Origin of the sequence: Streptomyces sp. GESEQ-4 (assembly GCF_017948455.1) — a bacterium.
GTDB lineage: Bacteria > Actinomycetota > Actinomycetes > Streptomycetales > Streptomycetaceae > Streptomyces.
Genome location: NZ_JAFFSU010000002.1, coordinates 554,625 through 568,310 on the forward strand (window position 1 = coordinate 554,625; position 13,686 = coordinate 568,310).

Genomic DNA, 13,686 nt, shown 5'->3' on the forward strand with positions numbered 1-13,686 from the left:
CTCCCTCGCCGAGCCCCCGCGACTCAGCCGGCCGCCGCACGCCGGGTCACGACGGCGATGAGCGCGGCCGCCGCCGCCAGTGCCGCCACGCTGGTGAGGGCGGTGGGAAGGGAGAACCAGTCCGCCATGAACCCGATGGCGGGCGGGCCCAGGAGCATGCCGCCGTAGCCGAGCGTGGACGCGATGGCGACTCCGTCGGGGCCGGCCAGGGCTCCAGCGCGCTCGACGGCGACGGGGAAGAGATTGGCCAGACCGAGTCCGGCGATCACGAAACCGAGGAGGGCCGCCCAGAGGGCGGGAGCGAGGGCGCCGAGCAGCATGCCGGCGGCGGCGGTCGTGCCGCCGTACACCAATGTGCGCGTCTGGCCGAGGCGTTCGAGCAGCTGGGTGCCGGTGAGCCGCCCGATGGTCATGGCGAGCGCGAAGCAGGAGTAGCCGACCGCCGCGACACCCGCCGTGGCGTCCAGATCCTGCTCCAGGTGCAGCGCGCTCCAGTCGGCCAGGGCGCCCTCGCCGTAGGCAGTGCACAGCGCGATGAGACCGAAGGTGATTACGAGGGGGCGGGTACGGGACCCCGGCCGACGCGGCGCGGACTCCCCTCGCGGTGCGCTCTCGGGCGGTTTCGGGGGCTGGATGCGCAGCAGCGTGCGGCCCGCGAGCGCGGTGACGAGCAGCCCGATCAGCGTGAGGCCGAGCAGGTGCCGCGTCGGAGTCAGCGCATCGGCGACGAGCGCACCGAGCCCGGCGCCGATCATGCCGCCGAGGCTGAACGCGGCGTGGAAGCTGGGCATGACGGGGCGTCGCAGGGCTCGCACCAGGTCGACCGCGGCGCTGTTGAACGCCACGTTGATTCCGCCGTACGCGGCCCCGAAGACCAGCAGGACCGCCCCGAGTGCCGGCACGGAGTGGGTGAGCGGGGGCAGAGCGACGCTGAGGGAGAGCAGGATGCCGCAGATCACGGTCATCGGGTGGCTGCCGAAGCGACGGCACAGGCGGCCGGTGACCATCATCGTCACGACCGCGCCGGCGGAGACGCCGAGGAGGGCGAGGCCGAGTGCGCTGCTGGAGGCGTTGGTCTGCTCCTTGATGGCCGGGATGCGCACGACCCAGCCGGCGAAGACGAAGCCGTCGAGGGCGAAGAAGACGGTGAGGGCGATACGGAGTCGGGTGAGGTCGCTTCGGTTGCCCGGCACGTCGTTGTGTGTTCGGGCTTTGTTTATTAGCGGCACAAAGTGAGGCTAGGGCGTGTGCAGGGGTAGGGCAAGGCTGCCGATCACCAGGGTGCCGGTACGGGACCCCGGCATGTTCCACCGGTCCCGGATCATCCTCAGGTCCGGGACCCGTGGCGGTTGCGTGAGGCGGGCGGCCACTCAGAGCGTGGTCAGCTCGTAGAACCCCCTCCCGAACGTCGCCGCCACCAGCCGGTGGTGCCCCGCGTCGTACTCGATGTCGTCCACCGGCACCTGCGGCATGCCGCGGCCCAGGCGCAGCCAGCGCCCGCCGCCCGTCACGGACGTGAACACGCCCTGATCGGTGGCGATATGGAGGACACCGCCACGGGCCACGACCAAGTCGTTGACGGGGGCCGCCGGGAGGTTGCCCGACAGGTCGCGCCAGTGCCTGCCGCCGTCGGCGCTGCCGTACACGTGGGGGAGCGGGTCGCCGGAGCGGTAGCCGGAGTGGGTGGTCCACACCCGGTCGGGGTTCTTCGGATCGACGACCACCCGGGTGACCCAGGGGCGCCCCTCGGCCAGCTTCGTCCAGGTGGCGCCCAGGTCCCTGGTGACCCAGACGCGGCCGTCGTCCGTGCCCACGTAGACCGTGCGGCCGTCGGACGCGGGGGCGATGGAGGTGATGGTGCCGTAGTTGGGGTAGATCGGGTCGGTGCCGGGGCCGCCGCTCAGGTCGGGGCTGACGGTCTGCCAGGTCTCGCCGCCGTCCGTGGAGCGGTTGAGGACCTCGGAGCCGTAGTAGAGGACCTTCGGGTCACGCGGATCGAAAGCCATCGGCGTGAACCAGTTGCGGCGCTGGAACGTCGTCCGGTCGGCGAAGTACGTAAGGGTGTCGCCGCCGTCGGTGGAGCGGAAGCAGTTGCCGTACTGGTAGCAGGCGAAGACGTTGTTCACGTCGGTGGGGTTGATGAGGTTCTCCTCGCCGTCGCCGCCGAGGTACTCGTTGAACTTCTCGCCGCCCCAGGAGCGCAGCGAGCCGTTGTCCTGGGTGCCGCCGGAGATGCGGGTGGTGTCCTGCGGGGTGATCGCCGCGCTGTATAGCTGGGTGTACGGCTGGTGGCGGGACTTGACCCAGCCGCCGTCGCCGCGCGCGTCGGAGCGATAGACACCGCCGTCGTTGCCGAGGTAGACGCGGCCGGGGCGGCGGGGGTCCCACACCATGGCGTGGTGGTCGACGTGCATGCTGGTGTCGTCGGCGCTCCAGGTGGCGCCGCCGTCCTTGGTGGTCAGCAGGGCGACCCCGGCCACGTGCACGTGCTCGGCGTCCCGGGGGTCGATCCACACCTTCCCGAACCACCAGCCGAAGCTGGACTGCGAGTTGGTGAGGTCGTCGTTGGCGGGTGTGCGGGTCCAGTTGTCGCCGCTGTCGTCGGAGGCGTAGAAGCCCTCGAAGGAGCCGTTGGCCTTGTTGGCGATGGCGTAGAGCCGGTCGCCCGCGACGCCCAGGCCGATGCGTCCGACGTCGGGGCCCACGGCGGGCAGTCCGCCGCCCAGCCGTTCCCACGTCTCGCCGCCGTCCGTGCTGCGGAAGACGCCGGAGCCGACACCGCCGTACGTGCGCAGATCGGGGCGGCGGCGCTTGTCCCACAGCACGGCGTACAGGCGGTCGCCGTCCGCCACGATCTCGGTGGCGCCGGTGAACTCGTTGGCTCCGGCGAGGATCCGCTCCCAGGTCGCGCCGCCGTCCTGAGAGCGGTACACGCCCCGGTCGCCGCCGCCGTTGTAGAGCGAGCCGGCCGCGGCCACGTAGATGCGGCGCGGGTTGGCCGGGTCGACGGTGATGGCGCTGATCGCCCCGGAGTCGCGCAGGCCGAGCGGCGTCCAGCTCCGGCCGCCGTCCCGGCTCCGGTACAGGCCCGTCCCCTCGTACGTGATGCTGCCGCCGCCCGGGTTGGGCTCGCCGGTCCCCACGTACAGGGTGCCGTCCGGGGCGGCCGTGACCGCTCCCATGGCCTGCGTCCAGTTGTCGGGCCACACCGAGTGGAACGTGGCCCCGGCGTCCGTGCTGCGCCACAGACCGCCGCTCGCGGCAGCCGCGTACAGGGTGTCGGCGCGCTTGGGGTCGAGTGCGAGGGACACGACCCTGCCGCCGATGTTCGTGGGTCCGGCGTTCTTCCAGCGGCCGCCGACGACCGGCAGCTTCCGGGCCTGCGCCGCGGCCAGGTCGTGTGCGTGGCGGGGGATCGACTCGCCGGGCACGGTCTTCTGGGCGTAGCGGTACTCGGCGGGCGCGGACGGCCCGCGCACCGGCCGGTACACGTCGGAGGGGCCGGGCGGGGCCGCGCTCGCGGGTGCGGTGAGTAGCGAGGCGCCGGTGACCGCGGTGAGTACCAGCGCAAGCAGACCTCTGCCCATGAAAACCCTTCCGTCACATCGGCCACATCAAACGCGAACGACGGTACGAGAAGGGCGAGTTGAGCAGAAGAGCGCGTCGGACACTCAGCCCACGGCCGCGGGTGCCTCCGCCAGCGGGAAGTGGCAGGCCGCGCTGTGCAGTGGGGCTCCCGGCAGTGCGGCGGGCGCGGCCTCGGCGCAGACGTCCTGCGCGCGCCAGCACCGGGTCCGGAACCGGCACCCGGACGGCGGGTTCGCCGGTGAGGGGATCTCGCCGGTGAGCAGGATGCGCTGCCGCCCGCGCCCACCGCCGGCCATCGGCGAGGGCGCCGCCGACAGGAGCGCCGCCGTGTAGGGATGGCGTGGCCGGTCGAAGACCTCCGCGACCGGACCCGACTCGACGATCCGGCCGAGATACATCACGGCGACCCGGTCGGCGAGATGGCGCACCACGGACAGGTCGTGCGAGATGAACACGTACGACAGTCCCAGCTCGTCCCGCAGATCGCACAGCAGGTTGAGCACCTGCGCCTGTACCGACAGGTCCAGCGCGGAGACCGGTTCGTCGCACACGATGACGTCGGGTTCCAGGGCCAGGGCGCGGGCGATCCCGATCCGCTGCCGCTGCCCGCCGGAGAACTCCTGCGGATAGCGGTGCGCGTCGGACGCGCGCAGCCCCACCAGCTCCAGCAGCTCGCCCACGCGGGCCGAACGTTTCCCGGCGGGCACGAGGCCGTGGTGGGTGCGCCAGGGCTCGCTGATCAGATCCGCCGCGGACATCCGGGGGTTGAGCGAGCCGAACGGGTCCTGGAAGACCATCTGCACCTTCCGGCGCCAGGCGAGCAGCTCCGCGCCCGACAGCGCGAACGGGTCGACGCCGTCGTACCGTACGGTGCCCGCGTCGGGGCGCTCCAGGAGCAGCAGGATCCTGGCCAGCGTGGTCTTGCCGCAGCCGGACTCGCCGACCAGGCCAAGGGTCTGCCCGCGACCGAGGGTCAGGTCCACGCCGTCGAGTGCGTGCAGCCTGGTGCCGCGCCTCACCGGGAAGCTCTTCACCAGGCCGGTGGCCTCCAGCAGGGTGCCGTGCTCAGGCATCGGCGAGCTCCTTCCCGAAGTGGCAGGCGGCACTTCGGCCGGTCGCCGTGGCGGTCAGCTGTGGCCGGTGGGTGGCGCAGCGGTCGCGGGCCATGGGACAGCGGGTGCGGAAGGCGCAGCCGGTGGGCACGGACCGCGGGTCCGGCGGGCTGCCGGGAATGGAGCTGAGCCGGGCGCCCCGGTGCTGTTCGGCCGGTACCGACTCCAACAGGCCGCGCGTGTAGGGGTGGTGGGGCTGAGCGAACACCTCGGCCACCGGCCCGGTCTCCACGACCGTGCCCGCGTACATCACGGCGACGCGGTCCGCGTGCTCGGCGGCGAGTCCGAGGTCGTGCGTGATGAGGACGAGCGCCATGTGCTGCTCGCGGCGCAACTCCTGCAGCAGGTCCATGATCTGGGCCTGCACGGTCACGTCCAGGGCCGTCGTCGGCTCGTCGGCGAGCAGGACCCGCGGGCGCAGCGCGACCGCTGTCGCGATCAGCAGGCGCTGGCGCATGCCGCCGGAGAACTGGTGCGGATACGCGTCGGCGCGTGCGCGTGCCTCCGGGATGCCGACGCGCTCCATCAGCTCCACCGCCCTGGCCCGCGCCGCTCGCCGGGACATGCCCTCGTGGATCCGGAACGGCTCCGCGAGCTGCGTGCCGACCGTCATGACGGGGTTGAGCGAACTGAGCGCGTCCTGGAACACCATGGCCAGACCGGGCCCGGCCAGCCGCCGCCTGGCCCGCGCGTCCAGCGTCAGCAGATCCTCGCCGCTCAGCCGCACCTGCCCGCCCGCCACCTCGGCGACCGGATCGAGCAGCCCCGCGACGGCATGCGCGGTCATGCTCTTGCCGCACCCCGACTCGCCCAGCAGCGCCAGTGTCTCGCCGGAGCGGACGGAGAAACCGACGCCGCGGACGACGGGGACGGGGCCGGTGGGGGTGTGGATGTCGACCGACAGGTCTGTGACGGAGAGGGTGGCGGCCGGCGCCGGCTGTTCGACGTGAGCGGCCGACGTCGGCTGTTCGACGTGAGCGGTCGGCGCCGACTGCTCAGTGGCCGGGCCGTGGCCCCGGGTTCCGCCGGTGCCCACCGTGCTGCGGGCGCCCGCACCCTTCTCCGCCGTACGGCGACCGCGCCGCAGCCCCTGCCGCCACCGCTGCCCCGGATCCGTCGTCAGCCGTGCCCAGGAGGCGAGCACCGTCGCCGACACGGTCGTGAGGACGATGGCGAGGCCCGGGAAGAGCGCGATCCACCACGCGCTCTGCAACTCCTGCCGCCCCTGCGCCACCATCAGCCCCCAGCTCACATCCGGTGGCTGGATGCCGATGCCCAGGAAGCTCAGCGAGGACTCGGCCAGCATCACGAAGCAGAAGTCGAGCGCGGCCACGGTGAGCAGCGTGGGCAGCACCGAGGGGGCTATATGGCGCCGGATGGTCGCCCAGCCGCCGGTGCCGAAGGTGCGGGCCGCGTCGATGAAGAGCCGGCTGCGCAACTCGGCGGACTCGGCGCGCGCGGTGCGCAGATAGACCGGGATCCGGGCGACGGCCAGGACCAGCACGATGTTCGCGGCGCTCGGCGAGAACACGTACAGCACGACCACGGCCAGCAGCAGTGACGGGAAGCTGAGGATCACGTCGGCGATCCGCAGCGACACGTTCTCGCGCCATCCTCCGTGATAGCCCGCCCACATGCCCCACACCGACCCGATGAGCAGGGAGCACAGCACGGCGGGCACGGCCACGGACAGCGTCGTCCCGGCCGCCGCGAGCAGCCGGGCGGCGACCGGCCGGCCCAGGGAGTCGCTGCCGAGGACGAACGCCCAGCCGTGGTCGAGGCTGAACGGCGGCCGGCCGGGCGCGCGCAGGTTCTGCCGGGTCGCCAGGTCGCCGGCGAGGAGCGGACCCAGTACGGCGCACAGCGCGACCACCACCAGCACCAGCGCCGCCGCGAACGCGAACCGGTCCCGCAGCAGCGGTGCGAGCCAGTTCCGCCGTGCCGCTGCCCCATCTGCTTTTCGAAGCATGTCCCGTCCTCGACTCATGCCGCCGCCGGCTGTCGTACCCGTGGATCGAGCAGCGCGTGGCCGAGGTCCACCAGGATGTTGAGCGCGAAGATCACCAGTGCCGTGAGCAGCACCGCGGCCTGCAGCACCGCGAAGTCCCGCTGCAGCACCGAGTCGATCATGAGTTTGCCGATGCCGGGCCAGCCGAAGACGGTCTCGACGACGACGGCCCCGTTGACCAGCCCCACAGCGAGGTCGCCCGCGACGGTGAGCGCGGGAGCCGCCGCGTTGCGCAGGGCGTGCCCGAACACCACCCGTGCCTCGGAGGCGCCTTTGCTGCGCGCCACCTTCACGTACGGCGCGGAGAGCGCGGTGACCATGGCGCCCCGCACCACCTGGACCAGCACCCCGAACGGGCGGATGAACAGCGTGGCCACGGGCAGCACCCAGGCCGCCGCACCGCTCGTACCGGACGTGGGCAGCCAGCCGAGCGACACCGCGAAGACCAGCACCCCCATGATGGCGAACCAGAAGTCGGGCACGCTCGCGGCGGTGGAGGAGAGAAGGCTCGCCACCCGGTCCATGGCCGAGTTGGGCCGGTAGGCCGCCAGGCTGCCGATCGCCACGGCGCCCACGATGGAGAGCGACATCGTCCAGCCCGCCAGCTGGATCGTCGCGGGGAAGGCCCGCAGCGCCGCCTCGCTCGCCGGCTGGGCGGTGCGCAGCGACTCGCCGAAGTCGAGCCGCGCGACCTGGGCGAGGTAGTCGCCGAACTGGGTGATCAGCGGCTCGTCGAAGCCGTTGCGGGCGGCGAACTCCGCGCGCATCTCGGGTGTCGCGCTGAGCGGCAGGTACAGGTTGGCGGGGTCTCCGGTGAGGCGGGCGAGGAAGAACACGCCGAGGACGACGACCAGCAGCGGTATGACGCTGGAGACCGCACGGCGGCGCAGCAGGATCAGCACATCCGCCCCCTCAGTCCGCGCGGCGCATGTCGGCGAGCCGCATCTCGTCATTGGTGGACGGGTCCGGCCGGTAGCGGACCTTCGAGGAGAGCGCCAGGATCCCGGTCATGTTGGCCATGACGGCATCCCGTACGACCTCGTTGTTCTGGTACGTGAACGCATCCGCGAACGCCGTCTGCCGCGCCGAGCCCGAGGCGAGCTCCGCCCGCTCGATCATCGCGTCGAACGCGGCGGTGCCGTAACTGCTCTGGGCGCCCTTGCTGCCGTAGATCTGCTCCATCGTGAACGCGCTGTCCCCGGCCTGGTTGCCGTGTTGCGCCTGGAGCAGGGTGGGGCCGGTGTCGCCCGCCGGGAAGGGGCGCAGCAGGTACTCCAGCCAGGCGTTGACGTCGAGCATCTTGATCTCTGCCTTCAACCCCGCCTTCAGCAGGCCGTCCTGCACCACCTCCATCGCCTCCGCGGCCTTGGGGTAGATGCCGGTGCGGCCGATGATGGTGATGGTCCTGCCGGTTGGGACGCCCTCGGCGCGGGCCTCGGCCACGAGTTGCTTCGCGCGGTCCGGGTCGTAAGGCCACGGCCGGACGCGGGGGTTGTGGCCGGTGACGCCCTTGGCGACGAGCTGGCCGGTCGGCCGGCCGGCGAAGACCGCCGTGGTCAACCCTTCGCGGTCCACGGCATAGTTGATGGCTCGTCGGACCCGGATGTCGTCCAGGGGCGGTTTGGCGGCGTCCATCCGCAGGTACGACACCTCGTTGGTGGCGAACTCCACCGCCCGGTCGCCCGCCCCGTCCTCGGGCGCGAGGCCGATCGCGACATCCGCCTCGTCATTGGCCACCATGGCCGCGCGCACGCTGCCCTCCGCCCGCCACACATAGGTGGCCGCGTTGAACTCCGGTGCCCTGCCCCAGTACTCGGAGAAGCGCTTCAGACGCAGGAAGCGCCCCTCGCTCCACTCGTCGATCCGGTACGGCCCCGTGCCGACCGGCTCGCGCACCCGGGAGTTCGGCGCCGTGCTCGTCGGCACGATCTCCACGAAGGACAGGCGCAGCGGCAGGATCGGGTCCGGCTGGGCTGTGGTGACCTTGAGGGTGGTGTCGTCGACCGGTACGGCGGTCAGCTCGCTGTCCGCGAAGATGTAGCCGTCGACGTTGCAGTCGATGCGGGAGTCCGTGGCGCGCTTGACCGAGAAGGCGGCCGCGTCGGCCGTGAGCGGCGAACCGTCGTGGAATCTGACCCCCGGCCGGAGCGTGAAGGTCCACGAAGTGGCCGACGTGCGGCTCCACTTGGTGGCCAGCGCCGGCTGAAGCCGACCGGTGGACGCGTCGCGCTCGGTGAGCGCCTCCGTGATGTTGGCCCGCGTCACCCGGCCCGTCGCGGTGAGCGAGGCGTCGCAGGGTTCGAGGGTCGGGGGTTCCTCGGGAACGACGATGCGCAGGGTGCCGGGACCGCCTCCGATGGGGTCGGCGCCGGCCACCGAGCATCCGGAGACGGTGAGCAGAACGGCCAGGGACGTGACGATCGGACGGGTGTGAACTGAGCCTGGACCGGCCACTGAGCCTCCGTCTGTCCATAACAGCGAACGTGGTTTAGATATATGGACGCTCATTGATGTTGCACGCGTCAAGAGGTGTGAAGCTGCCGTATCTCTTGACGTGTTGGTTGCCGTCCTAAAACATTCGGGAAGCTCGATTGGTTCTGTGCGGTTCTGTTCGCTCCCGAAGGGAATCCATGTCCAGCAGACATCGCCTCGTCCGGGCACGCGCGGTCACCGTTCCCCTGGCCCTCGGCGCGGGACTCATGGCCGGACCCCCGGCTGCCGCCGCCGACGCGGTCACGGTACGCATCGACCCGTCGTACCAGCAGCAGGAGTTCGAAGGGTGGGGCACGAGCCTGGTGTGGTTCGCCAACGCCACCGGCGGCTACCCGGACCCCATCCGCGAGCAGCTCGTCGACATGCTGTTCGGCGAGGACGGGCTCCGCCTCAACATCGCGCGCTACAACATCGGCGGCGGCAACGCCCCCGACGTCCGCACGGACTACATGAAGGCCGGCGCGACGATGGAGGGCTTCTGGAAGGCCCCCGCGGGCACCACCAGGGAAGACATGGACTGGTGGAACCCCGGCGACCCCGACCACTGGAACTGGGCGGCCGACACGAACCAGCGCTGGTGGGTGGACCAGATCAAGGACAAGGTGACCCGCTGGGAGGCGTTCAGCAACTCGCCGCCGTGGTTCCAGACGGTCAGCGGATACGTCTCGGGCGGCTTCGACGCGAGCGCGGACCAGATCCGCGCGGACCGCGTCGACGAGTTCGCCACCTACCTGACCCGGGTGACGGACCACCTGGAGAAGAAGCACCGCATCAGGTTCGACACCATCGCCCCGCTCAACGAGCCCAACACCAACTACTGGGGCACCCAGTTGGGTCCCGACGGCCAGCCCGTCGGCGGCCGTCAGGAAGGCGCGCACGCCGGGCCCGAGCTCCAGCAGAAGGTCGTCCAGGCCCTGAGCCGGGCCCTGGCCGACGCCAGGACCCGCGCGACCGTCTCCGCGATGGACGAGACGAACCCGGGCATCTTCGTCCAGAACTGGAACGCCTACGACAGCGCCTCGCGCGCCGCCGTCGACCAGCTCAACGTGCACACCTACGGCACCGGCATGCGCACCAGCGCCCGGGACAGTGCCAAGGCCGCGGACAAGAAGTTCTGGATGAGCGAGGTCGAGGGCACCTGGGGTAGCGGCACCGACTTCACCGGCATGGAGCCGGGCCTCGGCATCGCCACCCGGATCGTCGACGACATGCGGGAACTGGAGCCTTCCGCCTGGGTGTTGTGGCAGCCCGTCGAGGACTCGATACCGCAGGCGCAGGCGGGGAAGAACTGGGGCAGCATCCACATCCCGTTCAACTGCACGTCCACGGACACGCCGGAGACCTGCCCGATCCGCACCAACACCAAGTTCCACACGATCCGCAACTTCACCCACCACATCCGGCCCGGCGACCACTTCGTGAAGGTCGACGACCGGTCGAGCGTCGCCGCGGTCCGCGGGTCCGGGCGCGGAGCGACCGTGGTGCACGTCAACAACGGCACGACCGAGCGCGCCGTGACCCTGGACCTCTCCCGCTTCCGGCACATTGCGCCCGGCGCCAAGGTGACGCCTGTGGTCACCAGCGCCGACGGGGCGCTCGTCCGGGGTACCGCGGTGAAGGTGACCGACGACTCGGCCACGCTCACCGTGCCGGCGAAGTCGGTGACGTCGTTCCTCGTCGACGGTGTCTCCGGCACCGACAAGGACGCCGCGCTCGTCCAGCCCGGCCACACCTACCGGCTCCAGGGCGCGCACAGCGGCAAGTCCCTGGCCGCGTCCGACGACGGCAACGGCGTCGTCATCCGCACGAGCGACCCGAACGCCGAGTCCCAGCTGTGGTCGGTGCGCAAACTGACCCGCGGTGACGGCAACCGTGAGCGCTACGCCCTGGTCAACGCGGCGACGGGCAAGCGCCTCGCCGTGCGCGACAACGAGGCCGTCCTGGAGGACACCGGCGACTCAGGGCCACAGGCGCAGTGGATCATGTCGACGACCGGCGACGGCACCTGGACCTTCGTCAACGCCGCCACCGGCCGCCTGATCGACGTCGTCGGGCAGTCCACCGCGGACGGCGCCCGCGTGTCGGCGTACCTGCCCACGTCCAACGCCAACCAGCGGTGGACCGTGATCGACGAGACCGCGCTCCGCACCGAGCCCGCGACGGCGTTCACCGTCCCCGGCCGCGCACCCGAACTTCCCGAAACCGTCACGCCCGTCTACCGGGACGGCGCCCGTGGTGCCCTCCCCGTCCAGTGGCAGGTCCCGTCCGACTCGCGGTGGCGCACGCCCGGCACCGTCCGCGTGAAGGGCGAGGCGATCGACGTACGCGGGCGCACCATCCCGGCCGAAGCGGTCGTCACCGTCGACACGATCGCCGCCACCCTCCCCGCCCGCGCCAAGACCTACACCGGCGGACGGCCCGACCTGCCCGCCACGGTCGTCGGCGTCGGCAGGCACGGCGGCGCCCCCGACCTCCCCGTCACCTGGGACCCGGCACCCGAGGGCGCCTTCGACGGCGCCGGAGTGACGACCCTGCGCGGCACCGCCCGCATCCCCGACGGCACCACCGTCCCGGCGACCGCACGTGTCCAGGTCACGGAACCCCGTCACACGAACGCCGCGCGCGACGAGAACGTGACCGTCGGCGCCACGTTCACCGAGAGTGGCTACTCCGCCGACCGCCTGCGCAACGGGGACCTCACCGAGAAGGCCTGGTCGAACTGGAAACCGGGCACGAAGAACCCGTCCGACACCGTCACCTTCACGTTGCCTCAGGCCCGCGACGTGACCCGCGTCGTCACCCATTTTCACCGGGACGGTGGCAACGCCAGCTTCGCGCAGTCCCTGAAGGCGCAGGTACGGCAGACCGACGGCACGTGGGTCGACGCGAGCGACTCCGTCGAGGTCGGCACCGAGGGCACACCCGTCGTCGACGTACCGGTGCAGGCCGACGGACCGGTGAACGCGGTGCGCGTGGTCATGACGGCACCGCCGGGCGGTTACATCACCCTCGGCGAGATCGAGGTGTACGCCAAGGCGCCCGGCGCCTCCTCGGACGCCGCGGCCGCGTCGATCGAGGTGGCCGGAGTCCCTGTCACCGGCTTCGACCCCGACCGGACCGACTACCGCGTGACGGCCGAACGCCCGGATCGGGCCCAGGTCACAGCCACCGCACGCGACCCGTATGCGACGGTGACGGTCCGCAAGGAGGCGAGGACGACGTACGTCGCCACTGTGACCAGCGAGGACGGCTCACGGACACAGGAGTACAAGGTCACACTGACCCGCGGCTGACCCAGGCAGGGTCTAGGGTCTCATCGGCCGTGACATGTCGATCTTGTATGACCTGGACATTTGCTGTTTGTCTCACGGGATGCCGTACCGGCCGAGTCTCACTTCGGTGGCATTTCTTCGGTGGCGGTGCTTCTCCGCGGTCTCGTGTTCGCCTTGCTGGGCTGACCCCGTCCGGGGCGAGCCAGGCGCGGGATGCTCGGCCCGCTGTCGCGGCGGAGCGGGAGCCGGAGTCCAGTTGTGGAGCCAGGACCGGGCGTACCGGCGCCTCGTCAAACAACAGTGATCACATAGGCGGGTTCTCGGATGGGTGCGTTGTCCCGAACCCGGGACCGGTCACGCCGTAGATGCTTGGGCAGCGTGAAGCAACGCGGGAGACGGCGGCGGACGGTGGCCGTCCCCGAACGCGACTCCGCGCACGTAGTACCGCCTGGTGTTCCGCTTCAGACCTTCGCAACACTGACTGTCCCGGCAGCGAACACTGGCTCTGACCTGTGGAAAAGAGCGATCTCGTGGGGTGGGAGGGTTGGGTTCCCGGAACTTCACGGCCGATCCCGCAGGGCGGGCACCCGGCGACAACGTCGTGCCCACCTGCGGACATCCCCGAGACCATGCAAATCCTGCGCGACCCCCAGTCACATGCGCCTCACACACCCCGAAAACCGCCAGCATCTCCGTCCTCCACATCAGCCGCTTCCGAGTCGCCTTCACGTGGCGTCCGGCGCGACCGGCCGGGCGGGGGCGTCTGCCCCCGCTGCCGGAGCGGCGTCCGGTGGGGGTCGCGGCGCATCTGCCGCTTCAAGACGTCGCCACTACCACCTGTGCACTTGTCCCATCCGGGCCGGGCGAGACCTTCTGCCACCAGTCCAGGGGACAGCCTCTGACGATGTAGCCGAAGGTGTGGAGGTGCATCGGTAGATCTTCTGACAACCACGCGGCGTTGCCGCTCGCTGATGCGATGCAGTGGGCCGTTCTTCCAACGTCGATTCATGTCCGAATGGCACCTGGCACAGAGGGGAGGGGAAGGCACGCCTCCATGCAGCCTCTGGGACCGGTACTCGTAGACCTTCGCGACTTGCTTCCTGAGCTTCGGCCAGGCCCAATCGACTTGCGCGTAGACCTCGGGCCGCCCCGAAGGCGGTCCGGGGATGTGCGTCTTAACACAGGACAAGAATCGAGCAGTGGCTCTCACCAC

Annotated in this window: 7 protein-coding genes; 1 reads left to right on the forward strand and 6 read right to left on the reverse strand. The window is 71.1% G+C overall.

Going from position 1 to position 13,686, the window contains the following annotated elements; genetic code table 11:
* Positions 1-23: 23 nt before the first annotated feature.
* The 6 genes from KCH48_RS07770 to KCH48_RS07800 all read right to left on the reverse strand — a co-directional run bounded on the left by KCH48_RS07770 (position 24) and on the right by KCH48_RS07800 (position 9,162).
* Complete coding sequence (locus KCH48_RS07770) at positions 24-1,193, reverse strand: MFS transporter (protein ID WP_210571391.1); 1,170 nt, start codon at positions 1,191-1,193, stop codon at positions 24-26.
* Positions 1,194-1,370: 177 nt separating this feature from the next.
* Complete coding sequence (locus tag KCH48_RS07775; RefSeq protein WP_210571392.1) at positions 1,371-3,587, reverse strand: sialidase family protein; 2,217 nt, start codon at positions 3,585-3,587, stop codon at positions 1,371-1,373.
* 84 nt (positions 3,588-3,671) lie between these two features.
* Complete coding sequence (locus KCH48_RS07780; RefSeq protein ID WP_210571393.1) at positions 3,672-4,661, reverse strand: ABC transporter ATP-binding protein; 990 nt, start codon at positions 4,659-4,661, stop codon at positions 3,672-3,674.
* Positions 4,654-6,669: a dipeptide/oligopeptide/nickel ABC transporter permease/ATP-binding protein gene (locus tag KCH48_RS42095; RefSeq protein ID WP_246884926.1), complete on the reverse strand. Its 2,016-nt coding sequence runs from the start codon at positions 6,667-6,669 to the stop codon at positions 4,654-4,656. Before KCH48_RS42095 ends, KCH48_RS07780 begins: the two co-directional genes overlap by 8 nt.
* Before the next feature lie 14 nt (positions 6,670-6,683).
* Complete coding sequence (locus tag KCH48_RS07795) at positions 6,684-7,610, reverse strand: ABC transporter permease (protein WP_210571394.1); 927 nt, start codon at positions 7,608-7,610, stop codon at positions 6,684-6,686.
* A gap of 10 nt (positions 7,611-7,620) precedes the next feature.
* Positions 7,621-9,162 carry an ABC transporter substrate-binding protein gene (locus tag KCH48_RS07800; protein ID WP_307840831.1) on the reverse strand — a complete coding sequence of 514 codons (1,542 nt, stop codon included), beginning with the start codon at positions 9,160-9,162 and terminating at the stop codon, positions 7,621-7,623.
* Positions 9,163-9,338: 176 nt separating this feature from the next.
* Here KCH48_RS07800 and KCH48_RS07805 point away from each other — a divergent pair, with 176 nt between their 5' ends.
* Complete coding sequence (locus KCH48_RS07805) at positions 9,339-12,494, forward strand: RICIN domain-containing protein (RefSeq protein WP_210571396.1); 3,156 nt, start codon at positions 9,339-9,341, stop codon at positions 12,492-12,494.
* Positions 12,495-13,686 lie beyond the last annotated feature (1,192 nt).

Coding starts and splice junctions, on each gene's coding strand:
- KCH48_RS07775 (WP_210571392.1), bottom strand. CDS start 3,587: ATGGGCAGAGGTCTGCTTGCGCTGGTACTCACCGCGGTCACCGGCGCC.
- KCH48_RS07780 (WP_210571393.1), bottom strand. CDS start 4,661: ATGCCTGAGCACGGCACCCTGCTGGAGGCCACCGGCCTGGTGAAGAGC.
- KCH48_RS42095 (WP_246884926.1), bottom strand. CDS start 6,669: ATGCTTCGAAAAGCAGATGGGGCAGCGGCACGGCGGAACTGGCTCGCA.
- KCH48_RS07805 (WP_210571396.1), top strand. CDS start 9,339: ATGTCCAGCAGACATCGCCTCGTCCGGGCACGCGCGGTCACCGTTCCC.